General features: G+C 63.1%; 17 protein-coding genes, 5 tRNA genes and 3 rRNA genes. 14 read left to right on the top strand and 11 right to left on the bottom strand.

Features of this window, described 5'->3' with window-relative positions; genetic code table 11:
* Nucleotides 1-80: 80 nt before the first annotated feature.
* Together U0042_RS18045 and U0042_RS18040 are read right to left on the bottom strand one after the other, a co-directional pair.
* Complete coding sequence (locus tag U0042_RS18045; protein ID WP_114814989.1) at nt 81-677, bottom strand: YbhB/YbcL family Raf kinase inhibitor-like protein; 597 nt, start codon at nt 675-677, stop codon at nt 81-83.
* A 200-nt stretch (nt 678-877) separates the two neighbouring features.
* Nucleotides 878-1,564 carry an orotate phosphoribosyltransferase gene (locus tag U0042_RS18040; RefSeq protein WP_017772045.1) on the bottom strand — a complete coding sequence of 229 codons (687 nt, stop codon included), beginning with the start codon at nt 1,562-1,564 and terminating at the stop codon, nt 878-880.
* A 352-nt stretch (nt 1,565-1,916) separates the two neighbouring features.
* Here U0042_RS18040 and U0042_RS18035 point away from each other — a divergent pair, with 352 nt between their 5' ends.
* Both U0042_RS18035 and U0042_RS18030 read left to right on the top strand, forming a co-directional pair.
* Complete coding sequence (locus U0042_RS18035; RefSeq protein ID WP_114814990.1) at nt 1,917-3,161, top strand: MFS transporter; 1,245 nt, start codon at nt 1,917-1,919, stop codon at nt 3,159-3,161.
* Nucleotides 3,162-3,434: 273 nt separating this feature from the next.
* On the top strand, nt 3,435-5,726 hold the full coding sequence (locus tag U0042_RS18030) for an NADP-dependent malic enzyme (RefSeq protein ID WP_114814991.1): 2,292 nt from the start codon (nt 3,435-3,437) through the stop codon (nt 5,724-5,726).
* Between the two features lie 202 nt (nt 5,727-5,928).
* On the opposite strand, the gene U0042_RS18025 is transcribed toward U0042_RS18030, so the two are convergent.
* Nucleotides 5,929-9,519, bottom strand: coding sequence for an indolepyruvate ferredoxin oxidoreductase family protein (locus U0042_RS18025; RefSeq protein WP_114814992.1), 3,591 nt, complete (start codon nt 9,517-9,519; stop codon nt 5,929-5,931).
* Nucleotides 9,520-9,905: 386 nt separating this feature from the next.
* On the opposite strand from U0042_RS18025, the gene U0042_RS18020 reads away from it, so the two are divergent.
* The gene (locus U0042_RS18020; RefSeq protein WP_114814993.1) at nt 9,906-10,121 is read left to right on the top strand and encodes a hypothetical protein; all 216 of its coding nucleotides are present in this window, start codon (nt 9,906-9,908) and stop codon (nt 10,119-10,121) included.
* 214 nt (nt 10,122-10,335) lie between these two features.
* Here the strand turns inward: U0042_RS18020 and hppD are convergent, their stop codons facing one another.
* Nucleotides 10,336-11,433 (bottom strand): 4-hydroxyphenylpyruvate dioxygenase, encoded by a 1,098-nt coding sequence (hppD, locus tag U0042_RS18015; protein ID WP_114814994.1) that lies wholly within the window; start codon nt 11,431-11,433, stop codon nt 10,336-10,338.
* A gap of 152 nt (nt 11,434-11,585) precedes the next feature.
* On the opposite strand from hppD, the gene U0042_RS18010 reads away from it, so the two are divergent.
* Nucleotides 11,586-12,113 (top strand): Lrp/AsnC family transcriptional regulator, encoded by a 528-nt coding sequence (locus tag U0042_RS18010; RefSeq protein WP_114814995.1) that lies wholly within the window; start codon nt 11,586-11,588, stop codon nt 12,111-12,113.
* Nucleotides 12,114-12,296: 183 nt separating this feature from the next.
* Here the strand turns inward: U0042_RS18010 and U0042_RS18005 are convergent, their stop codons facing one another.
* The 7 genes from U0042_RS18005 to paaA all read right to left on the bottom strand — a co-directional run bounded on the left by U0042_RS18005 (nt 12,297) and on the right by paaA (nt 17,871).
* The gene (locus U0042_RS18005) at nt 12,297-12,962 is read right to left on the bottom strand and encodes a GNAT family N-acetyltransferase (RefSeq protein WP_114814996.1); all 666 of its coding nucleotides are present in this window, start codon (nt 12,960-12,962) and stop codon (nt 12,297-12,299) included.
* A 239-nt stretch (nt 12,963-13,201) separates the two neighbouring features.
* Nucleotides 13,202-13,804, bottom strand: coding sequence for a TetR/AcrR family transcriptional regulator (locus U0042_RS18000; protein WP_114814997.1), 603 nt, complete (start codon nt 13,802-13,804; stop codon nt 13,202-13,204).
* A gap of 145 nt (nt 13,805-13,949) precedes the next feature.
* Nucleotides 13,950-15,038, bottom strand: coding sequence for a 1,2-phenylacetyl-CoA epoxidase subunit PaaE (gene paaE, locus U0042_RS17995; RefSeq protein ID WP_114814998.1), 1,089 nt, complete (start codon nt 15,036-15,038; stop codon nt 13,950-13,952).
* Nucleotides 15,039-15,040: 2 nt separating this feature from the next.
* Nucleotides 15,041-15,613: a 1,2-phenylacetyl-CoA epoxidase subunit PaaD gene (gene paaD, locus U0042_RS17990; RefSeq protein WP_114814999.1), complete on the bottom strand. Its 573-nt coding sequence runs from the start codon at nt 15,611-15,613 to the stop codon at nt 15,041-15,043.
* 37 nt (nt 15,614-15,650) lie between these two features.
* Nucleotides 15,651-16,454: a 1,2-phenylacetyl-CoA epoxidase subunit PaaC gene (gene paaC, locus U0042_RS17985; protein WP_114815000.1), complete on the bottom strand. Its 804-nt coding sequence runs from the start codon at nt 16,452-16,454 to the stop codon at nt 15,651-15,653.
* A 10-nt stretch (nt 16,455-16,464) separates the two neighbouring features.
* Nucleotides 16,465-16,749 (bottom strand): 1,2-phenylacetyl-CoA epoxidase subunit PaaB, encoded by a 285-nt coding sequence (gene paaB, locus U0042_RS17980; protein WP_114815001.1) that lies wholly within the window; start codon nt 16,747-16,749, stop codon nt 16,465-16,467.
* 123 nt (nt 16,750-16,872) lie between these two features.
* Nucleotides 16,873-17,871 (bottom strand): 1,2-phenylacetyl-CoA epoxidase subunit PaaA, encoded by a 999-nt coding sequence (gene paaA / locus U0042_RS17975; RefSeq protein ID WP_114815002.1) that lies wholly within the window; start codon nt 17,869-17,871, stop codon nt 16,873-16,875.
* A gap of 225 nt (nt 17,872-18,096) precedes the next feature.
* On the opposite strand from paaA, the gene U0042_RS17970 reads away from it, so the two are divergent.
* The 10 genes from U0042_RS17970 (at nt 18,097) to tuf (ending at nt 26,759) form a co-directional block, all read left to right on the top strand.
* Complete coding sequence (locus tag U0042_RS17970; RefSeq protein WP_114815004.1) at nt 18,097-19,368, top strand: SGNH/GDSL hydrolase family protein; 1,272 nt, start codon at nt 18,097-18,099, stop codon at nt 19,366-19,368.
* 439 nt (nt 19,369-19,807) lie between these two features.
* Nucleotides 19,808-21,338: ribosomal RNA gene (locus U0042_RS17965) — 16S ribosomal RNA — on the top strand.
* A gap of 63 nt (nt 21,339-21,401) precedes the next feature.
* Nucleotides 21,402-21,478, top strand: a tRNA-Ile gene (locus tag U0042_RS17960).
* A gap of 89 nt (nt 21,479-21,567) precedes the next feature.
* Nucleotides 21,568-21,643: transfer RNA gene (locus tag U0042_RS17955), tRNA-Ala, on the top strand.
* A 292-nt stretch (nt 21,644-21,935) separates the two neighbouring features.
* Nucleotides 21,936-24,816: ribosomal RNA gene (locus tag U0042_RS17950) — 23S ribosomal RNA — on the top strand.
* Nucleotides 24,817-24,954: 138 nt separating this feature from the next.
* Nucleotides 24,955-25,068 (top strand): 5S ribosomal RNA (gene rrf / locus U0042_RS17945).
* Together the 16S, 23S and 5S rRNA genes with 5 tRNA genes alongside form the textbook arrangement of a ribosomal RNA operon.
* Before the next feature lie 145 nt (nt 25,069-25,213).
* Nucleotides 25,214-25,299 (top strand) — tRNA-Tyr (locus U0042_RS17940).
* A gap of 42 nt (nt 25,300-25,341) precedes the next feature.
* Nucleotides 25,342-25,415: transfer RNA gene (locus U0042_RS17935), tRNA-Gly, on the top strand.
* 15 nt (nt 25,416-25,430) lie between these two features.
* Nucleotides 25,431-25,505 (top strand) — tRNA-Thr (locus tag U0042_RS17930).
* 63 nt (nt 25,506-25,568) lie between these two features.
* A complete protein-coding gene (gene tuf / locus U0042_RS17925) occupies nt 25,569-26,759 on the top strand; it encodes an elongation factor Tu (protein ID WP_327204985.1) in 1,191 nt (396 codons plus the stop codon).
* The last annotated feature ends 12 nt before the right edge of the window (nt 26,760-26,771 follow it).

Raw genomic sequence — 26,771 nt, 5'->3', positions numbered from 1 at the left:
CGGGTAATGGAGCGCGGGCGGGCCGCACGTCCTGCTCCGTCTGGCCCGCAGCCCTGAACCCGTGCCGGGAGCGGCGCGCCTTACCGTCCGTAGGTCACGGTCATCTTCGCCACGCCCAGCGTCGCCGTGCCGATCTCGTGGTCGAACATGATGGCGGGGCGGCCTGTCGCGAGCCGCAGGTTCGTGGTGTCGAGTGCGTAGACCGACACCACGTAGTGGTGCGGCTTGCCGGGCGGCGGGCAGGGGCCGCCATAGCCGTCCGTGTCGTAGTCGTTGCGCGCCTCGACAGCGCCGAGCTTGCGCAGATAGCCCGACGCGCTGGCGTTCGCCGGCAGGTGATCGATGTCGGCTGGAACGCCCGCCACGGCCCAATGCCACCAGCCGCGGCCCGGCGCGTCGGGATCGAACATCGTGATGGCGAAGCTGCGCGTGCCCGGCGGCACGTTGCGCCACGACAGCTGCGGCGAACGGTTCGCGCCTTTGCAGTCGTCCTGATCGTAGACCTGCTGATTGCTCACCTTGCCGCCGTCCTGCAGATCCGTGCTCGTCACGGTGAAGGCGTCCGCGGCGTGGAGCGGCGGTGCGGCGGCGCCCATGAGCGCGAGGCCGGCGGCAAGCAGCGTATGCCGTGCGATCCGCACAGGGAACGAAGCCATCGACACGTCTGGGCAACGCATGAGCCGATTCTCCTTTTGACAGGCGAGGGGGACTGCTCCGCTATTTCCCTATTTTGTGCCCGATTGTGCTGGATTGCGCTCGAAGCGGGAATCCGTTCGACAGGATCGGACAAAGAAAAAGCCATCTGTCCGCCGGACAGATGGCTTTTTTTAACGCTGCGGGACGTGGCGAGGGGCTCAGGCGTCCGGTATCGCCGGCATTACTGCGGAGCCGCAGTCGCGCCACCGTGCGCCGCCGACCACTCGGCCGGCGCGTGCAGGAATTTCTCCACTTCGTCGAGCGTCTTCGTTTCGAAGTAGCCGGACTCCTTCGCGACGCGCAGCACGTCCCACCAGGTGGCGAGCGCGTGCAGGTCGACGTCGATGTCCTTCAGCACCGAAACGCTTTCCTTGAAGATGTTGTAGTGGAACAGCACGAAGCAGTGGTTCACCTTCGCGCCCGCCGTGCGCAGCGCGTTGATGAAGTTGATCTTGCTGCGGCTGTCGGTGGTCAGGTCTTCCACCAGCAGCACGCGCGAACCTTCTTCCAGGAAGCCTTCGATCTGCGCGTTGCGCCCGAAGCCCTTCGGCTTCTTGCGTACGTACTGCATGGGCAGCATCAGGCGGTCGGCAATCCATGCGGCGAACGGGATGCCGGCGGTTTCGCCGCCGGCCACGGCGTCGATCTGCTCGAAGCCAACGTCGCGCAGGATGGTGGTTTCGGCCATCTCCATGAGGGCACGGCGCACGCGCGGATACGAGATCAGCTTGCGGCAGTCGATGTACACCGGGCTCGCCCAGCCGGACGTGAAGATGAACGGCTTCTCGGCGTTGAAGTGCACGGCTTGCACTTCGAGCAGTATTTTCGCGGTCGTGTCGGAGATCGTCTGACGATCGTAGCCTGTCATGGGGCGAATCCTTGGGTGTGAGCGGGAGGTGATGCGCGTGGCCCGGCGACGGTCGGCGGAACCCGGGCGGCGGAGCTTCGCCCGGCGGCTTCGGCGTCCCTGACGTTGCCATCCAGGACAGGTCCGCCGGGACCACGGCGGAGCGCACAGTGGGGCCGCGAGCGACCGGCCAGCCTGCTGCGCGCGTAGGCCGGCATTTTACCCGACTTGGGTGGCGCCGACGAGCCGGCCCGTTGTAGCCCTCGCCCCGCGCCCTTACACTCACGCGAATTTCGGGATTGCCGGGGCCGAACGCTGCCGACCCCTGCGAACTCCCGCCAAGCCCTCTAACGAACGCCGCAAGCGCTTCAACATGAACGCTGTTTCCTCTCCTCCCGAAACCGCGCAAGGGCGCGGCTACGCGGGCCGCGCGCTGCTTGCGTCGGTACTCGGCTATGCCATGGACGGCTTCGACCTGCTGATCCTCGGCTTCATGCTGCCCGCCATCGCCGCGGATCTGCACCTCAGTTCGACCCAGGCCGGCTCGCTCGTCACGTGGACGCTCGTGGGCGCGGTGGCGGGCGGCGTGATCTTCGGCATGCTGGGCGACTACTTTGGCCGCGTGCGCGTGCTCGCGTGGACGATCCTCGTGTTCGCTGTTTTCACGGGGCTGTGCGCGCTCGCCCAAGGCTACGCGGACCTGCTCGTCTACCGGACGATGGCCGGCATTGGCCTTGGCGGCGAGTTCGGCATCGGCATGACGCTGGTCGCGGAAGCCTGGCCCGCCGCACAGCGGGCGCGCGTGTCGTCGTATGTCGGGCTGGGCTGGCAGCTTGGCGTGCTGGCCGCGGCACTGCTCACGCCGCTTCTCTTGCCCGTGATCGGCTGGCGCGGGATGTTTGCCGTCGGTCTGTTGCCGGCGGTCGTGTCGTTCTTCGTGCGCCGGCGCGTGGAGGAACCGCTGCTCTTCACCGAGCGCGCCAAACGCGCGGGACATGACGCTGCGCTGGCGCCGCGCGCCCCCATCAAACGCCTCATAGCCGACGCCCGCACCGCCCGCACGAGCCTCGGCGTGGTGATCCTCTGCTCGGTGCAGAACTTCGGCTATTACGGGCTGATGATCTGGCTGCCCGGCTATCTCTCGAAAGCGTTCGGCTATTCGCTCACGAAGTCCGGCCTTTGGACCGCGGCGACGGTGGCCGGCATGGCCGCCGGCATCTGGCTCTTCGGCGTGGCCGCGGACCGCTTCGGCCGCAAGCCCGCGTTCCTGTTCTACCAGGCCGGCGCCGTGGTGACGGTGTTCGTCTACTCGCAGCTCGCGACGCCGTTCGCATTGCTGGTCGGCGGCATGGTGATGGGCGCGTTCGTGAACGGGATGATCGGCGGCTATGGGGCGCTGATTTCCGAGCTGTATCCCACCGAGGCGCGCGCCACCGCGCAGAACGTGCTCTTCAACATCGGTCGCGCGGTGGGTGGCTTCGGTCCCGTGACGGTGGGCGCGCTCGCAGCGCGCTACTCGTTCACCGCTGCGCTCGGCATGCTCGCGTCAATCTACGTGCTCGACATTCTCGCCACGCTTTTCCTCATTCCCGAGCGCCGCGGCGCCGCCCTCGAGTAACCCGAACGAGTGCGCAGATGCTCGCGCTGCAGCATGCGCGAAGGCTGCGGCGCTTCGTCCGCGGGGCCTGGGCGGGGGCTCGTCGCTCAACGTGCGGGGTGTACACTAACTGCCCCGTTGAAATCCGCGGTGCCTTGTCTTGCGTCGAGGTTCATTGTCCCGCCTAACCGGCGCAGGCAAGAACCGCCGCCATCGATCTACCCTTCGATCGCCCACGAAGACGCACGCGCCGTGCGACGCCGGTTCCAATTCAAAACGCCTGTCAGGTCAAACATGGACGAACAACTGAAGCAAAGCGCTCTCGCATACCACCAGAATCCGAAGCCCGGCAAGATCTCCGTCACGCCGACGAAGCCGCTGTCCAACCAGCTGGACCTCTCGCTCGCGTACTCGCCGGGCGTCGCGGCCGCGTGCGAGGCGATTCACGCCGACCCGCTCGACGCGCAGAAGTACACCTCGCGCGGCAACCTGGTGGGCGTCATCACGAACGGCACGGCGGTGCTGGGTCTCGGCAACATCGGGCCGCTCGCCGCGAAGCCGGTGATGGAAGGCAAGGGCTGCCTCTTCAAGAAGTTCGCCGGCATCGACGTGTTCGACATCGAGCTTTCCGAATCCGACCCGGACAAGCTGGTCGAGGCCATCGCGATGCTGGAGCCGACGCTCGGCGGCATCAACCTCGAAGACATCAAGGCGCCCGAGTGCTTCTACATCGAGCAGAAGCTGCGCGAGCGCATGAAGATTCCCGTCTTCCACGACGACCAGCACGGCACGGCCATCATCGCGTCCGCCGCGATCCTGAACGGGCTCAAGGTGGTGGGCAAGAAGCTCGACGAAGTGAAGCTGGTGTGCTCGGGCGCGGGCGCTGCGGCCATCGCGTGCCTGGACCTGCTCGTGAAGCTCGGTCTTTCGAAGAAGAACGTGCTGGTGGCGGACTCGAAGGGCGTGATCTACGAAGGGCGCGGCAACCTGGACCCGTCGAAGGCGCGCTACGCGGCCACCACCGACGCGCGCACGCTGGCCGACGCCATCAAGTCGGCCGACGTGTTCCTCGGCTGTTCGAGCGCCGGCGTGCTCAAGCCGGAGATGGTCAAGGACATGGCCAACCAGCCGCTGATTCTCGCGCTCGCAAACCCGGAGCCGGAAATCCGCCCGGAAGAAGCGAAGAAGGTGCGCCCGGACGCGATCATCGCGACGGGCCGTTCGGACTATCCGAACCAGGTCAACAACGTGCTGTGCTTCCCGTTCATCTTTCGCGGCGCGCTGGACGTGGGTGCCACGACCATCACCGAAGAGATGAAGCTCGCGTGCGTGCGCGCCATCGCGGAACTCGCCGAAGAGACCGATCAGGGCGACGAAGTGGCAAAGGCCTACGAAGGCCACTCGCTGGAATTCGGCCCGGAATACCTGATTCCGAAGCCCTTCGACCCGCGCCTCATCATCAAGATCGCGCCGGCTGTGGCGCAGGCAGCGATGGATTCGGGCGTGGCGACGCGTCCCATCGCCGACATGGACGCCTACCGCGAGGAACTGGGCACCACCGTCTATCGCACGGGCATGGTGATGCGCCCCGTGTTCGCCGCTGCGAAGGCGAGCCAGGCGCGCATCGTGTTCGCCGAGGGCGAGGACGAGCGCGTGCTGCGCGCCGCGCAATTCGCGCTGACCGAGAAGATTGCGAAGCCGATCATCGTCGGCCGCCCGGCGGTGGTGGAGATGCGGCTGCAGAAGATGGGCTCGAAGCTCAAGGCCGGCCAGGACTTCGAGATCGTGAATCCGGAAGACGATCCGCGCTATCAGCAGTGCTGGCAGGCGTACCACGAGATCGGCGCGCGCGACGGCGTGACGCCCGAAGGCGCCAAGGCCGCGCTGCGCAAGTTCAACACGCTGATCGGCGCGATGCTGGTGCGCCTCGGCGACGCGGACGGCATGATCTGCGGCCTGATCGACAGCTTCGACAGCCATCTCAAGTACATCGACCAGGTGCTGGGCAAGGCGACGGACGCCGAGAACTTCGCCGCGATGAACCTGCTGATGCTGCCGGGCCGCAACCTCTTCATCTGCGACACCTACGTGAACGAAGTGCCGAGCGCGGAGCAGCTCGCCGACATGACGATCCTCGCTGCGCGCGAGATCGAAAAGTTCGGCATCGTGCCGAAGGTCGCGCTGCTCTCGAACTCGAACTTCGGCAGCATTCCGTCGGCGTCGTCGCAGCGTATGGCGAAGGCGCGTCAGCTGATCGCCGCGCGGGCGCCGCAACTGGAGGTGGACGGCGAAATGCACGGTGACGCGGCGCTCTCCGAAGTCATCCGCAAGCAGGCGTTCCCGGGCACGACGCTCACCGGCGAGGCGAACCTGCTCATCATGCCGAACGTGGAAGCCGCGAACATCACGTACAACCTGCTGAAGATGATCGGCGGCGAAGGCGTGACGGTGGGGCCGTTCCTGCTGGGCGCGAACCGGCCTGTGCACATCCTGACGCCGGCCGCTACCGTGCGCCGGATCATCAACATGACCGCGGTGGCCTCGGCCAAGGCGGCTGTGGGCAAGGCTCAGTCGGCGGCGCGGTAACGGCTGGCGTGCGTCGTTGTCGGCGCGGGGCTCGCGACGTTCGCGAGCCTTGATGAAACAATGCAGCACGACTGAAAGAAGCAAAGAAAAAAGGGCGCCCCGTTTGTGCGGGGCGCCCTTTCTCGTTGATGCGCCGTAAAAGCGCGACGCTTACAGTGCCACTACGGTGCGACTGTGGCGCGGCTGCGGTGTGCCGTGCCGTTTATGCGGCGTGCCGCGCGTCACCGCCCTGCGGCGCGCGCCACTTCGCGAGCAGCGTCGCCCACTTCGTGCGCACGGCCTTGAGGTTGTGCTCCTTCACGTGGCCGTAGCCGCGAATGCCGTCGGGTAAGCTGGCCAGTTCTACCGCGAGCGGGCGGTTCTGCGCATTGAGCCCACGCAGCAGTTCGCAGATGAGCGCCTCGTATTCGCCGACCAACGCGCGCTCCGTGCGCCGTTCCTCGGTGCGGCCGAACGGGTCCAGCGCCGTGCCGCGCAGCACGCGCAGCTTCGCGAGCATGCGCATGGCGGGCAGCACCCACGGTCCGTACTGCTTCTTCACGAGATGACCCGAAGCGTCCTTCTTCGAGAACGACGGCGGCGCGAGGTAGAAGTTGAGCTTCCAGTCGCCCTCGAAGTTCTGCTTCAGCTTCTCGACGAACGCGGGGTCGGCATAGAGCCGTGCGACCTCGTACTCGTCCTTGTAGGCCATCAGCTTGTGCAGGTTCTTCGCGACGGACTCGGTGAGCGGCATCTGGCCGTCGCCGGCTTCGAGCGTGGTTTCCGCGGCACGCACTTCGTCCACCAGCCGCCGATAGCGCGCGGCGTAAGCGGCATTCTGATAAGCCGTGAGGAATGCGGTGCGGCGTTCGATCAGCGTGTCGAGCGACTTCGGCGTGTGCAGCGTGACAACCTTCGCCGCCGATGCATCCGCCGTGGCGTCGCCCGCGAGCTTGCGCACCGTCGCCAGATCGTGCGCGGCGAGGCGGCCCCATTCGAAGGCGGCGCGGTTCTTCTCCACCTGCACGCCGTTCAGTTCGATGGCGCGAATCAGCGACTCGTGCGTGAGCGGCAGCCAGCCGCGCTGCCACGCAAAGCCCAGCATGAACGGATTCGTGTAGATGGCATCGCCCAGCAGTGCCACCGCATAGTGGTTCGCATCGACCACGGCGACGCCGTCTTCGCCCGCGGCGGCCCGTACGTCGGCCTCCGTACTCGAGCCCGGAAAGCGCCAGTTCGGGTTCTTGATGAACTCGGCAGTCGGCGTGGCCGCGCTGTTGAGCACCACGCGCGTGCCGCCGTTTTGCATGCGCGAGATGCACTCGTCGCTTGCCGTCACGATCTCGTCGCAGCCGATCACGAGGCTCGCTTCGCCCATCGCGATGCGCGTGGCGTGGATGTCGTCCGGACGGTTGGCGATCTGCACGTGGCTCATCACGGCGCCGCCCTTCTGCGCGAGACCGGTGACGTCGAGCACCGTCACGCCCTTGTTCTCGAGGTGCGCGGCCATGCCGAGCAGCGCGCCGATCGTCACCACGCCGGTGCCGCCCACGCCCGTGACGAGGACGCCGTAGGGCTGCGCGATGTCCGGCGTTTGCGGCAGCGGCACGGGCGGCATGGCGTCGTTCTTCACGCCGGCGACGGCCGGCTTGCGCACCTGCCCGCCTTCCACGGAAACGAAGCTCGGGCAGAAGCCCTTCAGACACGAGAAGTCCTTGTTGCAGGTGGACTGGTTGATCTGGCGCTTCGTGCCGAACTCGGTTTCGAGCGGCTCGACGGAAAGGCAGTTCGACTGCACCGAACAGTCGCCGCAGCCTTCGCACACGGCCTCGTTGATGACGACGCGGCGCGCCGGATCGGGATACGCGCCGCGCTTGCGGCGGCGGCGCTTTTCGGTGGCGCAGGTCTGGTCGTAGATCAGGATCGTCGTGCCGGCGATCTCGCGCAGCTCGCGTTGAATGGCGTCCAGCTGATCGCGATGATGGATGGTCACGCCGGGCGCGAGCAGCGTGCCGGGGTGGCCGTCGTATTTCTGCGGCTCGTCGGTGACGATCACGATCTTCTTCGCGCCTTCAGCGGCGAGCTGATGCGTGATCTGCGGCACGGTGAGCACGCCATCAACGGGCTGGCCGCCCGTCATCGCGACTGCGTCGTTGTAGAGAATCTTGTAGGTGATGTTCGCCTTCGACGCGATCGCCTGGCGAATCGCGATGAGGCCGGAGTGGAAGTAGGTGCCGTCGCCCAGATTGGCGAACACATGCTGGTCGTTCGTGAACGGCGCCTGGCCGACCCAGGCTACGCCTTCGCCGCCCATCTGGCTGAAGGTGCTCGTGCTGCGGTCCATCCACACGGTCATGTAGTGGCAGCCGATGCCGGCCATGGCGCGCGAGCCTTCGGGCACGTTGGTCGACGTGTTGTGCGGACAGCCCGAGCAGAACCACGGCTTGCGCTCCACCTGCACGCGCGGCTTGGCGAGCGCCTTCTCCTTCGCTTCGATTACCGCGATGCGGGCGGCGATGCGCGCCCGCACCTCGGCGGGCAGGTCGAACTTGTCGAGCCGCGTGGCGATGGCCTTGGCGATGATGGCGGGCGATAGCTCGTAGTGCGCGGGCAGGAGCCAATTGCCCATCGGCACCGACCATTCGCCGCCGGCGCCGTCCTTCTCGTCGAACTTGCCGTAGACGCGCGGACGCTGGGCGTCGGGCCAGTTGTACAACTCTTCCTTGATGGCGTATTCGAGAATCTGGCGCTTCTCTTCCACCACCAGAATCTCTTCCAGACCGCGCGCGAACGCCTGCGCGCCTTGCGCTTCGAGCGGCCACACGCAGCCTACCTTGTAGAGGCGGATGCCGATGCGCGCGCAGGTGGCGTCGTCGAGACCCAGGTCGGTGAGCGCCTGGCGCACGTCGAGGTACGCCTTGCCGCCGGTGATGATGCCGAAGCGCGCGTTGGGCGAATCGATCTCGACGCGGTCCAGCTTGTTGGCGCGCACGTAGGCGAGCGCCGCATACCACTTGTAGTCGAGCAGCCGCGCTTCCTGCACGAGCGGCGGGTCGGGCCAGCGGATGTTGAGGCCGCCTTCGGGCATCGCGAAGTCGCCGGGCAGCACGATGTTCACGCGATGCGGATCGATCTCCACCGACGCCGACGACTCCACCACGTCGGTCACGCACTTCATCGCGACCCACAGGCCCGAGTAGCGGCTCATGGCCCAGCCATGCAGACCGAAGTCGAGATATTCCTGGACGTTCGAGGGGAACAGCACGGGCAGACCGCAGGCCTTGAAGATGTGCTCCGATTGATGCGCGAGCGTGGAGGACTTGGCGGCGTGGTCGTCGCCGGCCAGCACGAGCACGCCGCCGTGACGCGACGAGCCGGCCGAATTGCCGTGCTTGAAGACGTCGCCGCAGCGGTCCACGCCGGGGCCTTTGCCGTACCACATGGAAAACACGCCGTCGTACTTCGCGCTGGGGTACAGGTTGACCTGTTGCGAGCCCCACACCGCGGTGGCGGCGAGGTCTTCGTTGACCCCGGGCTGGAAGACGATCTGGTGCCCGGCGAGGTGCGGTTTGGCTTTCCAGAGCGACTGGTCGAGGCCGCCGAGCGGAGAGCCGCGATATCCGGAGATGAACCCTGCTGTGTTGAGACCGGCGGCCTTGTCGCGCTCCTGCTGGAGCATGGGCAGGCGAACCAGCGCCTGGATGCCGCTCATGTACGCGCGGCCGCGTTCGAGGGTGTATTTGTCGTCAAGGGTGACGGACGTTAGCGCGGCTTCGAGCGACGCTCGCTGACCTGCGTCTAGCGGGGCATTCATTATGTGTACTCCTCCATCTACCAATCCGTTTGGATCGCCAGAACTGCTGTGCCTCGGCATCTTGTGAATGCTTCGGCCGGGGTCGCCATATTGGCGTCTTTTTCGCGATGGTAGCACTGGTAAAAACCCGCCGCAGGAAGCCAGAAACCCGGATTGCAGCGGCGTTTGCGCTGTGATTGCGGCGCGCATGGTCGCGCTGATTGTGGCCAGCGTATGACACGCGACGTGTCCGAATGAATCGTGGTGTAACGGGCTGTAAAAGCCTGCGCCCGATGGGAACCGCTCTTGAAAACCCGGTCTAATCCCCCACCTGTGCGGACCGCGTCTTGTTCCCCCGCACGTTGTGGGGCACCTCCCGCGCAGGTAGTTCAGAAAAAGGAGTACGCATGAACCATCGAAACATCCAGACCTTCCTGATGGTCTCGGCCGCATTTTTCGCCATGAGCGCGCCGCTGCGTTCGAACGCCGCCAGCAACGAGGGCGGCAACAATGCGTTTGCCAACGCAACCGCCCGTATGGCCGCCCGCTGTGCGCCGGCTCAGGTCGGTACGCGCCGCTCTGGTGCATCCGCTCAGTCTCGCAAGGACAGCGAGCAATCGTGATGTGGCGTTGCGCAGGCTCGCGGCCTCCAGGTGAAGGCCGGTAGCGGGTAGCGCGATACGACATCGTCCGTTTTAGTGCCGTGGCCTGTGAGGACGCGGCTGTTCCAAAGGAGTAAAGGGCGAAGATCTACGGATCTTCGCCCTTTTTTTGCGCGCATCGCCTTTATGCAGCCGCGCGGCGGCGCGTGCGTCCCCGACCTGCGCGGCGCGCCGCTTATGCCTTGTCTTGCACCACGCCGCGGCGAATCTGGTCGAGTTCGATCGATTCGAACAGCGCCTTGAAGTTGCCTTCGCCGAAGCCCTGATTACCCTTGCGCTGGATGATCTCGAAGAAGATCGGGCCGATCTGGTTTTCGGTGAAGATTTGCAGCAACAGATCGTTCGGTGCGCCGTCCACGAGAATCTTGCGCTTCTTGAGTTCGTCGAGCGGTTCGCCGTGGCCGGGAATGCGGCGATCCACCAGTTCGTAATACGTGGCCGGCGTGTCGAGCAGCGCGATGTTCGAGGCACGCAGGCCGTCGACGGTGCGATAGATGTCGCTGGTACCGAGCGCAATGTGCTGAATGCCTTCGCCGTGGTAGGCGTCCAGGTACTCCTGGATCTGGCCGGCGGTCTCGGAGCCTTCCTCGTTGATCGGAATGCGGATTTTGCCGCACGGCGACGTCATGGCCTTCGACTTCACGCCCGTCACCTTGCCCTCGATGTCGAAGTAGCGGATCTCGCGGAAGTTGAAGAGACGCTCGTAGAACTCGGCCCATTCGCGCATGCGTCCGCGGTGCACGTTGTGGGTCAGGTGGTCGATGTAGGTGAGTCCGTGGCCAGCCGGGTTCGGGTTTGCATCTGCGATGGGCTCGAAGTCGACGTCGTAGATGCTGATGTCGCCGATGCTGCCCGGCGCCGCGCCGTTCTTGCCGCGCCAGCGGTCGACGAAGTAGATGAGCGAGTCGCCGATGCCCTTGATGGCCGGGATGTTGAGCTCCATCGGACCGGTCTTGTTGTCGAAACCCCAGGCGCCGCGTTCCAGCGCGTGACGGTAAGCCTTCGCGGCGTCCTGCACGCGGAAGGCGATGGCGCAGATGGACGGTCCGTGCAGGCGCGCGAAACGTTGCGCGAACGAATCCGGCTCGGCGTTGACGATGAAGTTGATGTCGCCCTGGCGGTAGAGCGTGACGTCTTTGTGGCGATGGCGCGCCACGGCGGTGAAGCCCATGCGCTCGAACAGCTGGCCGAGCGCTTTCGGGTCGGGTGCGGTGTATTCGATGAACTCGAAGCCGTCGGTGCCGACGGGGTTCTCCCAGACGGGAACCTGCATGTCTCTCTCCTGATGGCGGGTGCTTGTTTGGCCGGTAGGCCAGCGTGAGCGAAAGTTTATCCGCGGGGGCGAGACGGAAACTTGCGATTTCAGTTGTGGTTGAATACGATTGAGCTATTTATTGCCGTCTGCATCGGCTTATATGGCAGAAAATGACCAAAATCGAGATTGATGCAATCGACCGGCGCATTCTGGCCATCCTCCAGGAGAATGGGCGACTCTCCAACCAGGAGATCGCCGAGCGGGTGAACCTCTCGCCAAGCCCGTGCCTGCGGCGCATCCGCCGACTCGAGGAAAGCGGCGTGATTCGCGGCTATGTGGCGCTGCTCGCGCCGCAAAAGCTTGGGCTGGATCTGCTCGCGTACGTGAGCGTGAGGCTGGAGAAGCGGGGCGGCCCGGCCCCGTCGACGCCCGCGGCGGGTGGGCCAGGCTCACCGGCTCGCGCCGGGGCAACCCACGCGGAGCTGTTTCGCGCGGCGGTGCAGGCGTGGCCCGAAGTGGTGGCCTGCCACGCGATGACAGGCGACATGGACTATCTGCTGCGCGTGCAGGTGGAAGACATGGCGCACTTCTCGCGCTTCATGCAGGAGCAACTGCTGCATCACCCGTCGGTGATCGACGTGAAGACGAGCTTTTCGCTGGAAACGTTCAAAGAGACGACGGCGCTGCCCATTCCTTGAGGTCACGCGCGGGATGGCAGTGGGTGGGTGAGGCGTTGGGGGGGGGCCAAAGACCAGGAGGGCGCCAGGCCGCGAGGTCGCCAGAAAAGCAGAAGGGCGGCCAAGGCCGCCCTTCGTCGTCTGTCATTATCGTCGCCATCGCGGCGGGCGCCAGGCTGGCGCCACGTCCGGCGGCCAGTTCGCTTAAGCGGCGATGGCGTGCGGCAAGATCGACTCGATGATCTTCGATGCCTGGCGCGCCTGGCGCTTCAGCGCGTAATCGAACGCGGCGGCTTGCTCCTGCAGCATTTCCGCGATGATGCTCGTCTGGTCCGCAGGCGGCAGGGTGAGATACGCGTCGGCTTCGCCGTAGGCGTATTCGATCTTCATGCCGGCCTTCTTGGCGATGTGCATCATCGTGCTGTTGCGCGACAGGCAGTGCATGTAGAGCGTGGTGACGTGGGTGTTGCGGCTGCGGATGGCGGCGCGCTCGAACAGACGCGTGCCGATGCCCTGGCCGCGCGCGCTTTCGGTCACGGATACGCCGAACTCGGCTGTGCGCTTGTCGCCTTCGGCCGGAAGATAGGCGAGGTGACCGACGCCCACCAGTTGCAACTGTTGATCGAACACGCCGAACACGGTGTCGCGCGAGAAGTCGAGCGTGCGGACGTAGTTTTCGATCACGTGGTCGGGAACGACCTGGCCGAAACGCAGCAGGCGATCGTCTTCGTCGAGCGCGAGAAAGTGAGTGAGCAAGCGCTCACGGTCGATGGAGGTCAACTCCCGCACAAGCGCCGGCGCGCGACCAGCCGGCAACAGGCGATCGAAGGTCTCGATCGGCTCGTCGGTGAGGGCGGTAGGCGTGGTCATGGCGGGTTCTCCTGTTTGTCGAGCGCGTGATGCGACGCAAAACGAATTCTATCGGAGAAGGATGCCAATAACTAGGGAAAACCCCGATTCTCGGCTGAGCTGATCCTCTAACGCGATTTGACGCTAATTTTAAGTATTTGTTTTTGTGGTACTTTATTTTGATGCGCTTCGCATGGCACCGTTGTTCTGCGTCGACGGACAAAGCGTCGCACTTATGCTGCTTTGCAAAATCAGGCCGCTCAGCCGCTGATGAGGCCGTGGTCGATCACGGCAACGACCTGTTCCGCGAAATCGCGATAGCCCATGCGGCCGCCCGGCTTCAGCCAGGTGAACGTCCAGTTGATCATGCCGAACACCATCATCGTGAGCGCCGTCTGGTTTTCCCGCGTGACCCGCTGCGGATAGGCTCGCGACAGTTGCCGCGCGAACGCCGCCACCACGTCGCGCTGGCGATTCAGGATGATCTCCCGCTGCGCGTCTTCGAGATACTTGACGTCGTTGAGAAGCGCCACGTGCCGGCTATGCGACGTCTCGTACTCGGCGAGAAACGCGCGGATCAGCTCGGCGAAGGTTTCGCGCTCGTCGAGGCCGCGCCGCTGGCTTGCGCCTTCCACCTCCGCGATGATCAGCATCAGCCGCTTGGTGTAGCGGTCGAGCAGATCGAACAGAATGGCTTCCTTGCTCTCGTAGTAGTGGTAGAGCCGCGCCTTGGAGGTTCCGCTTGCCGCCGCGAGGTCGGCCATCGACGTGCTCGGGTAGCTCGTCTGCGCGAACTTGCCGGCTGCGAGTTCGAGGATCTGATCGCGTTGAGTGTCGTGATCGGGGGCGCGGGTGCGGGCCATGATTGTTGTTCTGGTCGGGTTGTCTGCGTCGAAGCGGTCAGGCCCGGCGACGGGCGATGACATAGAAAAGGCCGCTCGCGCGCCGGCGTACCGGGCGCGCGAGCGGCCTTAGTGTAAGCGGATCGTGCGCGGGGTTCCAGCCGCGCTAGCGCTCGTCGTAGCTCACCACCACACGCTCGCTGACCGGATGGCACTGGCAGGTCAGCACGAAGCCGTCGCGAATTTCCTGCTCTTCGAGCGTGTAGTTGCGGTCCATTTTTACTTCGCCCTCCAGCACCTTCGCGCGGCAGGTGCAGCAGACGCCGCCCTTGCACGCGTAGGGCAGCGCGAGCCCCGCGCGCAGGCCGACATCGAGCAGGCTCACGCCTTCGTACGGCAGGCGCAGCCGGCGCGTCTTGCCGTCCAGCACGATTTCGAGGTCGGCTGCAGGCGTGTTTTCAGTGATCTCCACGGGCGGCACACCGGCCTGCGGCAGCGGCGAGCCGAAGCGTTCCCCATGGATCTTTTCCTCGGCAACGCCCGCGCCGCGCAGCGCGCGCTCGGCGGCGTCCATCATCGGCGCGGGGCCGCAGATGAACGCTTCGTCGATGCCGTTTGCCGGAAGCAGCGTTTCGAGGAACGCCGCGCACTTGGCCTCGTCGAGCACGCCGTTGAAAAGCTCGACTTCCTGCAAGTCGTCGGAGAGCACGTGATAGAGCGCGAACCGGTTCATGAACCGGTTTTTCAGGTCTTCGAGCGTCTCGGCGAATATGATCGAATCGACGCTGCGGTTGCCGTAGACCAGCGCAAACGTGCTGCGCGGCTCCGTTTCGAGCGTCGTCTTGATGATGGCAAGCACCGGCGTAATGCCGGAGCCGCCAGCGAACGCCACGTATTGCTTGCCGTTCTCGGCGTTCAGGTGTGTGAAGAAGCGGCCGTCGGGTGTCATCACGTCGATGGTGTGACCCGGCTGCAGCGTGTCGAAGGCAAAGTTGGAGAAACGGCCGCCGCGCACGCGCTTGATGCCGATGCGCAATTCGCCGTCGCGGTCATAGTCCGTGACGCCGACGCAGATCGAATACGAGCGGCGCGTCTCTTCGCCATCGATGTGGGCCTTGAGCGTGACGAACTGCCCTTGCGTGAAGCGATACGCTTCGCGCAGCTCGGGCGGCACTTCGAACGCGACCGAAACGGCGTCGACAGTTTCGGGCCGGACTTCGCGGATGCGCAGCGGGTGAAATTCCGGAGTGGCCATAGTCAGTAGGGTTTGAAATAGTCGAAGGGTTCGCGGCAATCGAGGCAGCGGTACAGCGCCTTGCAGGCCGTGGAGCCGAACTGCGAGAGGCGTTCGGTATGTGCCGACCCGCAGTGCGGGCAAGCGGGTGGGACCAACGCGGCCGGCGGCACGAAGCGCAGCGCTTTTTCCGTGACGGTGTTCTGGCCGGCGTCTGTCGCGGCATCGTCGCCGCATTGCCCGGTGGGCGGCGCGATGCCGTACGCGCGCAGTTTTTCGCGCGCGTCGGCCGTGATCCAGTCGGTCGTCCAGGCGGGCGCCAACGTGGTCTCGATCCGGCAAGGTCCGAGTCCCGTGATTTCCAGCGCGTGCGCAATGTCTTCCGCGATCTGGGCCATCGCGGGGCAGCCCGAGTACGTCGGCGTGATGACGACTTCCAGCACGCCGTCCGCGGCGCGACGCACGTCCCGCAGAATGCCCAGTTCCCGGATGGACACGACCGGAATCTCCGGGTCGGGCACGCCCTCGAGCGCCGCCCAGGCGCGTTCGAGCATCGAGTCGGTGCTCGCGCGGGACGTGTCTGCAGTTGTCGTCATGGTTGTTTCCGCAATGGCCTGAGTGATCGGCGGCGGGCTACCACGTGGCACCAGGATGTTGCCGCGCGAGGCTTTGCATCTCGGCGAGCAGATAGCCCATATGCTCGGAGTGCTCGCCGTGCTTGCCGGTGGTGACGTGCTTGACCGGCGCCGGCAGCGCGAGCGTGGCCTCTTCGAGTGCGGCGCGCACGTCTTCATTCCAGGCGGCTTCGAGGTCGGCCGTTTTCGGCCCGATGCCCGCCGCGGCAATCGCGTCTTCCACAGCGTCCGACGCGAACAGCTCGCGTGTGTAGGGCATCAGATAGTCGAGCGCGGCCTGGGCGCGACAATGCGATTCGGCCGTGCCGTCGCCGAACCGCACGAGCCACTCGCGTGCGTGATGCAGGTGATAGCGCGTTTCCTTGAGCGACTTCGCGGCGATAGCGGCGAGCACTTCGTCCGACGACGCCGTGAGCGCGGTCCAGAGATGCGCCATCAGTGCGGCATACAGGAAGTTGCGCACGATCGTGACGGCGTAGTCCTTGTCGGCGTGCGCCGTGCCCGCGAGCGGGCCGTAGTGCGGCAGTTCGACGAGCGTGTAGTTGGCGAATTCGCGCTCGGCGCGGAAGTACGCGTAATCGTCTTCGGTGCGCTTGCGTCCGTTGAGCGCGGCTTCCAGCGTGGCGGCGTGCGTGTACAACAGCCGCGCCTGGCCGATGAGGTCGAGACTCATGTTGGTAAGCGCGATGTCCTCTTCGAGCGCCGGGCCGTGGCCGCACCACTCGGCGTTGCGCTGGCCGAGAATCAGCGCCGTGTCCGCGAGGCGCAGCACGTATGTGAGGTGGTCTTGCGTGGGCGTCATGGTGCACGTCTTACATGTGGTTGACTTCGTCGGGCAGTGTGTAGAACGTCGGATGACGATAGATCTTGTCGCCCGCGGGTTCGAAGAGCACGTCCTTCTCGTTCGGGTCGGATGCGGTGATGGCCGACGACGGCACGACCCAGATGCTTACGCCTTCCTGGCGCCGTGTGTAGACGTCGCGGGCCATGCGCAGTGCCATCGACGCATCCGCTGCGTGCAGGCTGCCGCAATGCTTGTGATCGAGCCCTTGCTTGCTGCGCACGAACACTTCCCAGATGGGCCATTCCTTGTTCATCGTGAATCTCCTGGAGTCTCTTGCTGATCGTTGTTCGGGCTTGCCTTGCGCGTGTGGCGCTTGATGCCTTTGAGCCCGCGGGAGCTGTGACGCGATTGATGCGGCAACTGGTGCGGGTAAGCGTCAGGCAGCTTGCTGGGCGGCGCGTTGGCGCACCTTTTCGGCGTGGGCGACGGCGGCCTCGCGTACCCAGGCGCCGTCGTCGTGCGCCTTGACGCGCGTGGCGAGCCGCTCGCGGTTGCACGGGCCGTCGCCGTTCACGACGCGCCAGAACTCGTCCCAGTCAATCGCGCCGTAGTCGTAATGGCCGCGCGCCTCGTTCCACCGTAGATTGGGGTCGGGCAGCGTGACGCCGAGAACCTTGGCCTGTTCGACGGTGGCATCGACGAATTTCTGCCGCAGGTCGTCGTTCGAAATGCGCTTGATGCCCCATTTCGTCGACTGGTTGCTGTGGATGGAGTCGGCGTCGCTCGGCCCGAACATCATCAGGACCGGCCACCACCAGCGGTTCACGGCCTGTTGCACCAACTCGCGCTGGGCTTCGGTGCCTTTCATCATGGCGAGGAGGGCGTCGAAGCCCTGGCGCTGGTGAAACGACTCTTCCTTGCAGATGCGGATCATGGCGCGCGCGTACGGGCCGTACGAGCAGCGGCACAGTGGAATCTGATTCATGATGGCCGCGCCGTCGACGAGCCAGCCGATCACGCCGACATCGGCCCAGGTCGGCGTCGGGTAATTGAAGATGCTCGAGTACTTGGCCTTGCCGGCGTGCAGCGCATCGATCAGCTGCTCGCGCGAAACGCCGAGTGTTTCCGCGGCGCTGTAGAGATAGAGGCCGTGGCCGCCTTCGTCTTGCACCTTGGCCAGCAGGATCGCTTTGCGCTTCAGGCTGGGCGCGCGGGTGATCCAGTTGCCTTCGGGCAGCATGCCGACGATCTCCGAGTGCGCGTGCTGCGAGATCTGGCGCACGAGCGTCTTGCGGTACGCGTCGGGCATCCAGTCCTGCGGCTCGATTTTTCCGTCGGCGGCGATCGTGGCGTCGAAACGGGCCTGCTCGGGCGAAGCGGCGCCGGCATCGAGCGGGGCGACGTTGCCGGGAATGTCGAGGGATTGCGTGTACATGGCGGGCGCTCTCGTGCGAAGTTGGTCCGTACGGCGCAGTATAAACCAACCGACCGGTCGGTTAATGGAATTTTCAAGCCACCGGGGGCACGCGGTAGTGGCGCTGGGCGGGGATGGCCGGAGTCGGAGCAGCTTGCCGAGCCGTGCTTTGTCGGGCCTCGTCCGGCACGGCGATCAGGCACAATGGCCGCCTTCCTTCTTCCCGATTTCCCACATCGCTTTAGCATGAAGACTCTTACTCTGGCACGCGTGCTCGGATTGCTGTTTCCGCTGCTGTCCCCGGCGCTCGCCGTCCCCCCTGCCGATGTCCAGACGCACTGGGTTGCCGCCTGGGCGACGGCGCTTCAGCCTATCCCGCAACGGGCCGATCTTCCGCCGCTCTATCGGGCGCCTGAGGTGGCAGGCCGTACGGTGCGGCAGATTGTTTATCCGACGTTAAGCGGGCGCGCTGTCCGGATTCGCATCAGCAATGAGTATGGGCGAACGGCGCTCGTGATTCGTGGCGTCCATATTGCGCGGTCGACGGGCGGTGCTGGTATCGATCGGCAGCGGGACATTCCGGTGACGTTTGGCGGCAAGCCCGGAGTCTCGGTGCCCGCGGGTGCTGACGTTGAAAGCGATCCTGTACCGATCGAGATCATCGCGGGAACGCCTTACGCAATCAGCTCATATATGGGGCAGGAGCAAGCGATGGTCGCGTGGCACCGGGTGGCTAGCCAGATCAATTACGTATCGCCCCCAGGCGATTACGTCGCCGATGCTTCGGGTGCTGGCTGGCGCCAGCGGTTCACCCAATATGCGTGGGTGAGCGGGCTCTCGGTGGAAGCGCCGGGCGCGACGGCGATTGTGGCGATCGGCGACTCCATCACAGACGGGATGCGCTCGAGCATCAATCGCAACCGGCGCTGGCCGGACGAGTTGGTACGGCGCCTCGCCAGGGAGCGGGAGATGTCGGTTGGCGTAGTGAATCTTGGGATTAGCGGTAACCGTCTGCTCAGCGATTCCCCCTGTTACGGCGAGGCACTCCAGAAGCGGTTCGAGCGGGATGCGCTTGCGCAGCCGGGCGTGAGAGCGGTCGTGCTACTGGTCGGCATCAACGACATCAATTTCGCCGCGATGCCGCCGCGCGCCGGACTCGATTGTGACTTCCCGCATACCCAGGTTACGGCGCAAGCGCTGATCGACGGCTACAAACGCGTAATCGCCGAGGCTCACCGCCGCAGTGTGCGGATTTATGGTGCGACGCTGACGCCGGCCTCATTGCCCCCGCAGAGGGAGATGATCCGGCTTGCCGTGAACAACTGGATCCGGACCGGCGGTGTGTTCGACGGCGTGGTGGATTTCGATGAAGCCCTTCGCGATCCCGCGCGGCCGGATCGCTTACGGGTCGTGTACGACAGTGGCGACCACGTTCATCCGAGCGACGAAGGCTACGCGGCGATGGCTCAGGCGGTGCCGCGCGCCGTGGTGGAAGCCGCTACGGCCGCCGGGAAGTGAGCGCGTTTGGTACGGGGCGAAAAAAGTTTGCGTCATCCCCTTGTCATACGGCCGGTGTTGGCCTACTATTCGCCTCCCCGTTGCAAACACGGGCCGCTGCAGAAACAGCGGGGCGCGAAGCCGACAGATTTTTAAGCGAACGCAAAATTATCTGTTGACGAAGCGACAAAGAGTCTTCATAATCTCGTTTCTCTGCTGCTGATGCAGCGACGCAGGCGGTACCGGGGTGAAGTGTCCTGGTGGCGCGGCGGACGATCTTTAAAAACTTACAGCCGATAAGTGTGGGCGCTTGATGGCGGCGCGCCCGGTGACGTGAAGTTGCCGGGAAGCAAAGGTATCAAGAGTCTCACACGGTAAGGAAGGTAGTGAAGAGATTCACGACCTGTCAGTACCGAGTTGAGCGACCTGTCCGGAGACGGACAGAGACAGTAACAGGTTTGAACTGAAGAGTTTGATCCTGGCTCAGATTGAACGCTGGCGGCATGCCTTACACATGCAAGTCGGACGGCAGCGCGGGCTTCGGCCTGGCGGCGAGTGGCGAACGGGTGAGTAATACATCGGAACGTATCCTGGAGTGGGGGATAGCCCGGCGAAAGCCGGATTAATACCGCATACGCTCTGAGGAGGAAAGCGGGGGACCTTCGGGCCTCGCGCTCAAGGGGCGGCCGATGGCGGATTAGGTAGTTGGTGGGGTAAAGGCCTACCAAGCCGACGATCCGTAGCTGGTCTGAGAGGACGACCAGCCACACTGGGACTGAGACACGGCCCAGACTCCTACGGGAGGCAGCAGTGGGGAATTTTGGACAATGGGGGCAACCCTGATCCAGCAATGCCGCGTGTGTGAAGAAGGCCTTCGGGTTGTAAAGCACTTTTGTCCGGAAAGAAATCATCGGGGCTAATACCTCTGGTGGATGACGGTACCGGAAGAATAAGCACCGGCTAACTACGTGCCAGCAGCCGCGGTAATACGTAGGGTGCGAGCGTTAATCGGAATTACTGGGCGTAAAGCGTGCGCAGGCGGTGCTGTAAGACCGATGTGAAATCCCCGGGCTTAACCTGGGAACTGCATTGGTGACTGCAGCGCTGGAGTATGGCAGAGGGGGGTGGAATTCCACGTGTAGCAGTGAAATGCGTAGAGATGTGGAGGAACACCGATGGCGAAGGCAGCCCCCTGGGCCAATACTGACGCTCATGCACGAAAGCGTGGGGAGCAAACAGGATTAGATACCCTGGTAGTCCACGCCCTAAACGATGTCAACTGGTTGTTGGGGATTCATTTCCTTAGTAACGTAGCTAACGCGTGAAGTTGACCGCCTGGGGAGTACGGTCGCAAGATTAAAACTCAAAGGAATTGACGGGGACCCGCACAAGCGGTGGATGATGTGGATTAATTCGATGCAACGCGAAAAACCTTACCTACCCTTGACATGTACGGAACCCTGGTGAGAGCCGGGGGTGCCCGAAAGGGAGCCGTAACACAGGTGCTGCATGGCTGTCGTCAGCTCGTGTCGTGAGATGTTGGGTTAAGTCCCGCAACGAGCGCAACCCTTGTCCCCAGTTGCTACGCAAGAGCACTCCGGGGAGACTGCCGGTGACAAACCGGAGGAAGGTGGGGATGACGTCAAGTCCTCATGGCCCTTATGGGTAGGGCTTCACACGTCATACAATGGTCGGAACAGAGGGTTGCGAAGCCGCGAGGTGGAGCCAATCCCAGAAAACCGATCGTAGTCCGGATTGCAGTCTGCAACTCGACTGCATGAAGCTGGAATCGCTAGTAATCGCGGATCAGCATGCCGCGGTGAATACGTTCCCGGGTCTTGTACACACCGCCCGTCACACCATGGGAGTGGGTTTTGCCAGAAGTGGCTAGTCTAACCGCAAGGAGGACGGTCACCACGGCAGGATTCATGACTGGGGTGAAGTCGTAACAAGGTAGCCGTATCGGAAGGTGCGGCTGGATCACCTCCTTTCCAGAGCAGCGCGTCCAAAGTCAGAGCGCTCACACTTGTCGGCTGTATGAATGACAGACTCAGGGGTCTGTAGCTCAGTCGGTTAGAGCACCGTCTTGATAAGGCGGGGGTCGTTGGTTCGAATCCAACCAGACCCACCATGTCGATGCGCGTTGGTGCTTCAGCACCTACGGGCATCCCACCCCCGAAGGGGGAGGGCGGATCACCTGGGTATGAATTGGTTATGCTTGGGGGCATAGCTCAGCTGGGAGAGCACCTGCTTTGCAAGCAGGGGGTCGTCGGTTCGATCCCGTCTGCCTCCACCAGTCCCCAGCGCGCAGCATCCGCATGAAGGCGGGTACTGCGCCCTGGCGACTGCCAGCCAGACGGCATGAAGTTGATGCCGCTGTCGTTCTTTAACAATCAGGAAGCAGCAGTAATTTGACTGATGCGAAAGCGCCTTGTGAGATGGGCGTGAGTAGGTCAGTCAGGGTTGTGATTGTATCGAAGTATCTCAGGGCCATTGCAAGATGGCATTGGAATACGGCACAACGCGAGAACTCAACCTGTAGCGGTTGTGGTCATGTCTCCATTGGGGACGAGACTCACCCGTTATAGGGTCAAGCGAACAAGTGCATGTGGTGGATGCCTTGGCGATCACAGGCGATGAAGGACGCGGTAGCCTGCGAAAAGCTCCGGGGAGCTGGCAAACAAGCTTTGATCCGGAGATGTCCGAATGGGGAAACCCACTCCTTCTGGAGTATCCGTGGCTGAATACATAGGCCATGTGAGGCGAACGCGGCGAACTGAAACATCTAAGTAGCCGCAGGAAAAGAAATCAACCGAGATTCCCAGAGTAGTGGCGAGCGAAATGGGAGCAGCCTGTACTCTTTATCTGCAGTGTTAGCTGAACGCTCTGGAAAGTGCGGCCATAGCGGGTGATAGCCCCGTAGGCGAAAGCATTGTGGAAGAACTGGGTGTACGACAAGTAGGGCGGGACACGTGAAATCCTGTCTGAAGATGGGGGGACCATCCTCCAAGGCTAAATACTCGTGATCGACCGATAGTGAACCAGTACCGTGAGGGAAAGGCGAAAAGAACCCCGGGAGGGGAGTGAAACAGATCCTGAAACCGCATGCATACAAACAGTCGGAGCCCTGAAAGGGGTGACGGCGTACCTTTTGTATAATGGGTCAGCGACTTACATTCAGTGGCGAGCTTAACCGTATAGGGCAGGCGTAGCGAAAGCGAGTCCGAACAGGGCGTCCAGTCGCTGGGTGTAGACCCGAAACCAGGTGATCTATCCATGGCCAGGCTGAAGGTGCGGTAACACGTACTGGAGGGCCGAACCCACTGACGTTGAAAAGTCAGGGGATGAGCTGTGGATAGGGGTGAAAGGCTAAACAAACCTGGAAATAGCTGGTTCTCTCCGAAAACTATTTAGGTAGTGCCTCGTGTATCACCTTCGGGGGTAGAGCACTGTCATGGTTGAGGGGTCCATTGCGGATTACCTCGCCATAGCAAACTCCGAATACCGAAGAGTGCAATCACGGGAGACAGACATCGGGTGCTAACGTCCGGTGTCAAGAGGGAAACAACCCAGACCGCCAGCTAAGGTCCCCAAACATGGCTAAGTGGGAAACGAAGTGGGAAGGCTAAAACAGTCAGGAGGTTGGCTTAGAAGCAGCCACCCTTTAAAGAAAGCGTAATAGCTCACTGATCGAGTCGTCCTGCGCGGAAGATGTAACGGGGCTAAGCCATGTACCGAAGCTGCGGATGCAGATTTATCTGCATGGTAGGAGAGCGTTCCGTAAGCCTGCGAAGGTGCACCGGAAGGTGTGCTGGAGGTATCGGAAGTGCGAATGCTGACATGAGTAGCGATAAAGGGGGTGAAAGGCCCCCTCGCCGTAAGCCCAAGGTTTCCTACGCAACGTTCATCGGCGTAGGGTGAGTCGGCCCCTAAGGCGAGGCAGAAATGCGTAGCTGATGGGAAGCAGGTCAAGATTCCTGCACCGGCGTGAAATGCGATGGGGGGACGGATCGCGGAAGGTTGTCCGGGTGTTGGAAGTCCCGGTCGCTGCATTGGAGAAGGTGCCCTGGCAAATCCGGGCACGCAATTCAAGGGTGTGGCGCGAGCGGCCTCGGCTGCGAAGCAACTGGAAGGGGTTCCAGGAAAAGCCTCTAAGCTTCAGTTTCACGTTGACCGTACCGCAAACCGACACAGGTGGGCGAGATGAGTATTCTAAGGCGCTTGAGAGAACTCGGGAGAAGGAACTCGGCAAACTGGTACCGTAACTTCGGGATAAGGTACGCCCTGGTAGCTTGACCGGCCTGCGCCGGAAGGGTGAAGGGGTTGCAATAAACTGGTGGCTGCGACTGTTTAATAAAAACACAGCACTCTGCAAACACGAAAGTGGACGTATAGGGTGTGACGCCTGCCCGGTGCCGGAAGATTAAATGATGGGGTGCAAGCTCTTGATTGAAGTCCCGGTAAACGGCGGCCGTAACTATAACGGTCCTAAGGTAGCGAAATTCCTTGTCGGGTAAGTTCCGACCTGCACGAATGGCGTAACGATGGCCACACTGTCTCCTCCCGAGACTCAGCGAAGTTGAAGTGTTTGTGATGATGCAATCTACCCGCGGCTAGACGGAAAGACCCCATGAACCTTTACTGCAGCTTTGCATTGGACTTTGAACCGGTCTGTGTAGGATAGGTGGGAGGCTGTGAAGCGTGGACGCCAGTCTGCGTGGAGCCGACCTTGAAATACCACCCTGGCTTGTTTGAGGTTCTAACCCAGGTCCGTGAATCCGGATCGGGGACAGTGCATGGCAGGCAGTTTGACTGGGGCGGTCTCCTCCCAAAGCGTAACGGAGGAGTACGAAGGTACGCTAGGTACGGTCGGAAATCGTGCTGATAGTGCAATGGCATAAGCGTGCTTGACTGCGAGACCGACAAGTCGAGCAGGTGCGAAAGCAGGTCATAGTGATCCGGTGGTTCTGTATGGAAGGGCCATCGCTCAACGGATAAAAGGTACTCTGGGGATAACAGGCTGATACCGCCCAAGAGTTCATATCGACGGCGGTGTTTGGCACCTCGATGTCGGCTCATCTCATCCTGGGGCTGTAGCCGGTCCCAAGGGTATGGCTGTTCGCCATTTAAAGAGGTACGTGAGCTGGGTTTAAAACGTCGTGAGACAGTTTGGTCCCTATCTGCCGTGGGCGCTGGAAGTTTGAGGGGGCCTGCTCCTAGTACGAGAGGACCGGAGTGGACGAACCTCTGGTGTACCGGTTGTCACGCCAGTGGCATCGCCGGGTAGCTATGTTCGGAAGAGATAACCGCTGAAAGCATCTAAGCGGGAAACTCGCCTCAAGATGAGACTTCCCCGGGGCTTCGAGCCCCTTGAAGGGTCGTTCAAGACCAGGACGTTGATAGGCCGGGTGTGGAAGCGCAGTAATGCGTTAAGCTAACCGGTACTAATTGCCCGTAAGGCTTGATCCTATAACCGGTGTGTTTCAGACACACACCGCCACAGTTGCGCGTTGTGCCCAGTCACAACCCCCATTACCACGCTGCTTCCCGATTGGCTGCGCCGCAGCCGGGCCACCTACGCCCCCAGCGACGCAGCAACCCGTCATGCCTGATGACCATAGCGAGTCGGTCCCACCCCTTCCCATCCCGAACAGGACCGTGAAACGACTCCACGCCGATGATAGTGCGGATTGCCCGTGTGAAAGTAGGTAATCGTCAGGCTCCCCTTGCCGATACAGACCCCGCCCCTCAAAAGGCGGGGTCTTGGCTTTGCGCCGACGGTTATAAGTGAGAACGCCTTGGCGTGGATCCCGCTGTTGGTGCTTGACATCGAGCGGTTACTCCCCCATAATCATCAGTTCTCTGCGGAGGGGTGCCCGAGTGGCTAAAGGGGGCAGACTGTAAATCTGTTGGCTTACGCCTACGTTGGTTCGAATCCAACCTCCTCCACCAGAATTGCTAAGCTGAGGTCGCGGCAGGAAATCGAAGGCCCTTGCGGGTGTAGCTCAATGGTAGAGCAGAAGCCTTCCAAGCTTACGACGAGGGTTCGATTCCCTTCACCCGCTCCAGCGTACAAAAGTAACGCCCATGTGGCTCAGTGGTAGAGCACTCCCTTGGTAAGGGAGAGGTCGGCAGTTCGATCCTGCCCATGGGCACCAGCGAGTGTCAGTGACAGTTTGCGCCCAGCGCAACGTACGGAAAAATCCTCTTAGGAGTCGAAAATGGCTAAGGGTAAATTTGAGCGGACCAAGCCGCACGTGAACGTGGGCACGATCGGTCACGTTGACCACGGCAAGACCACGCTGACGGCGGCGATTGCGACGGTTCTGTCGGCGAAGTTCGGCGGTGAGGCGAAGAAGTACGACGAGATCGACGCGGCGCCGGAAGAAAAGGCCCGCGGCATCACGATCAACACGGCGCACATCGAGTACGAAACGGCCAACCGCCACTACGCACACGTTGACTGCCCGGGTCACGCGGACTACGTGAAGAACATGATCACGGGTGCGGCGCAGATGGACGGCGCGATCCTGGTGTGCTCGGCCGCGGACGGCCCGATGCCGCAGACGCGCGAGCACATCCTGCTGGCGCGCCAGGTGGGCGTGCCGTACATCATCGTGTTCCTGAACAAGTGCGACATGGTGGACGACGCCGAGCTGCTCGAGCTGGTGGAAATGGAAGTGCGCGAGCTGCTGTCGAAGTACGACTTCCCGGGCGACGACACGCCGATCATCAAGGGTTCGGCCAAGCTGGCGCTGGAAGGCGACAAGGGCGAGCTGGGTGAAGTGGCGATCATGAACCTGGCCGACGCGCTGGACACGTACATCCCGACGCCGGAGCGCGCGGTGGACGGCGCGTTCCTGATGCCGGTGGAAGACGTGTTCTCGATCTCGGGCCGCGGTACGGTGGTGACGGGCCGCGTCGAACGTGGCGTGATCAAGGTCGGCGAGGAAATCGAGATCGTCGGTATCAAGCCGACGGTGAAGACGACGTGCACGGGCGTGGAAATGTTCCGCAAGCTGCTGGACCAGGGCCAGGCGGGCGACAACGTCGGTATCCTGCTGCGCGGCACGAAGCGCGAGGAAGTGGAGCGTGGCCAGGTGCTGGCCAAGCCGGGTTCGATCACGCCGCACACGCACTTCACGGCTGAGGTGTATGTGCTGAGCAAGGACGAAGGCGGCCGCCACACGCCGTTCTTCAACAACTACCGTCCGCAGTTCTACTTCCGTACGACGGACGTGACGGGCTCGATCGAGCTGCCGAAGGACAAGGAAATGGTGATGCCGGGCGACAACGTGTCGATCACGGTGAAGCTGATTGCACCGATCGCGATGGAAGAAGGCCTGCGCTTCGCCATCCGTGAAGGTGGCCGTACCGTCGGCGCCGGTGTCGTCGCCAAGATCATCGAGTAAGCCAGCTAGTTC

The organism is Paraburkholderia kururiensis, from assembly GCF_034424375.1.
Classification (GTDB): domain Bacteria; phylum Pseudomonadota; class Gammaproteobacteria; order Burkholderiales; family Burkholderiaceae; genus Paraburkholderia; species Paraburkholderia kururiensis_A.
Note: the sequence above shows the minus strand (reverse complement) of the source record. Positions and strands in the feature narration are given on the sequence as shown.

Excerpts from the sequence above, each read along its gene's own strand:
- paaE (WP_114814998.1), bottom strand. The coding sequence starts at position 15,038 with ATGGCCACTCCGGAATTTCACCCGCTGCGCATCCGCGAAGTCCGGCCC.
- tuf (WP_327204985.1), top strand. The coding sequence starts at position 25,569 with ATGGCTAAGGGTAAATTTGAGCGGACCAAGCCGCACGTGAACGTGGGC.
- paaD (WP_114814999.1), bottom strand. The coding sequence starts at position 15,613 with ATGACGACAACTGCAGACACGTCCCGCGCGAGCACCGACTCGATGCTC.
- paaA (WP_114815002.1), bottom strand. The coding sequence starts at position 17,871 with ATGTACACGCAATCCCTCGACATTCCCGGCAACGTCGCCCCGCTCGAT.
- U0042_RS18000 (WP_114814997.1), bottom strand. The coding sequence starts at position 13,804 with ATGGCCCGCACCCGCGCCCCCGATCACGACACTCAACGCGATCAGATC.
- U0042_RS18005 (WP_114814996.1), bottom strand. The coding sequence starts at position 12,962 with ATGACCACGCCTACCGCCCTCACCGACGAGCCGATCGAGACCTTCGAT.
- paaB (WP_114815001.1), bottom strand. The coding sequence starts at position 16,749 with ATGAACAAGGAATGGCCCATCTGGGAAGTGTTCGTGCGCAGCAAGCAA.
- U0042_RS18010 (WP_114814995.1), top strand. The coding sequence starts at position 11,586 with ATGACCAAAATCGAGATTGATGCAATCGACCGGCGCATTCTGGCCATC.
- U0042_RS18030 (WP_114814991.1), top strand. The coding sequence starts at position 3,435 with ATGGACGAACAACTGAAGCAAAGCGCTCTCGCATACCACCAGAATCCG.
- U0042_RS18025 (WP_114814992.1), bottom strand. The coding sequence starts at position 9,519 with ATGAATGCCCCGCTAGACGCAGGTCAGCGAGCGTCGCTCGAAGCCGCG.
- U0042_RS18045 (WP_114814989.1), bottom strand. The coding sequence starts at position 677 with ATGCGTTGCCCAGACGTGTCGATGGCTTCGTTCCCTGTGCGGATCGCA.
- paaC (WP_114815000.1), bottom strand. The coding sequence starts at position 16,454 with ATGACGCCCACGCAAGACCACCTCACATACGTGCTGCGCCTCGCGGAC.
- U0042_RS18020 (WP_114814993.1), top strand. The coding sequence starts at position 9,906 with ATGAACCATCGAAACATCCAGACCTTCCTGATGGTCTCGGCCGCATTT.
- U0042_RS17970 (WP_114815004.1), top strand. The coding sequence starts at position 18,097 with ATGAAGACTCTTACTCTGGCACGCGTGCTCGGATTGCTGTTTCCGCTG.
- U0042_RS18035 (WP_114814990.1), top strand. The coding sequence starts at position 1,917 with ATGAACGCTGTTTCCTCTCCTCCCGAAACCGCGCAAGGGCGCGGCTAC.
- U0042_RS18040 (WP_017772045.1), bottom strand. The coding sequence starts at position 1,564 with ATGACAGGCTACGATCGTCAGACGATCTCCGACACGACCGCGAAAATA.
- hppD (WP_114814994.1), bottom strand. The coding sequence starts at position 11,433 with ATGCAGGTTCCCGTCTGGGAGAACCCCGTCGGCACCGACGGCTTCGAG.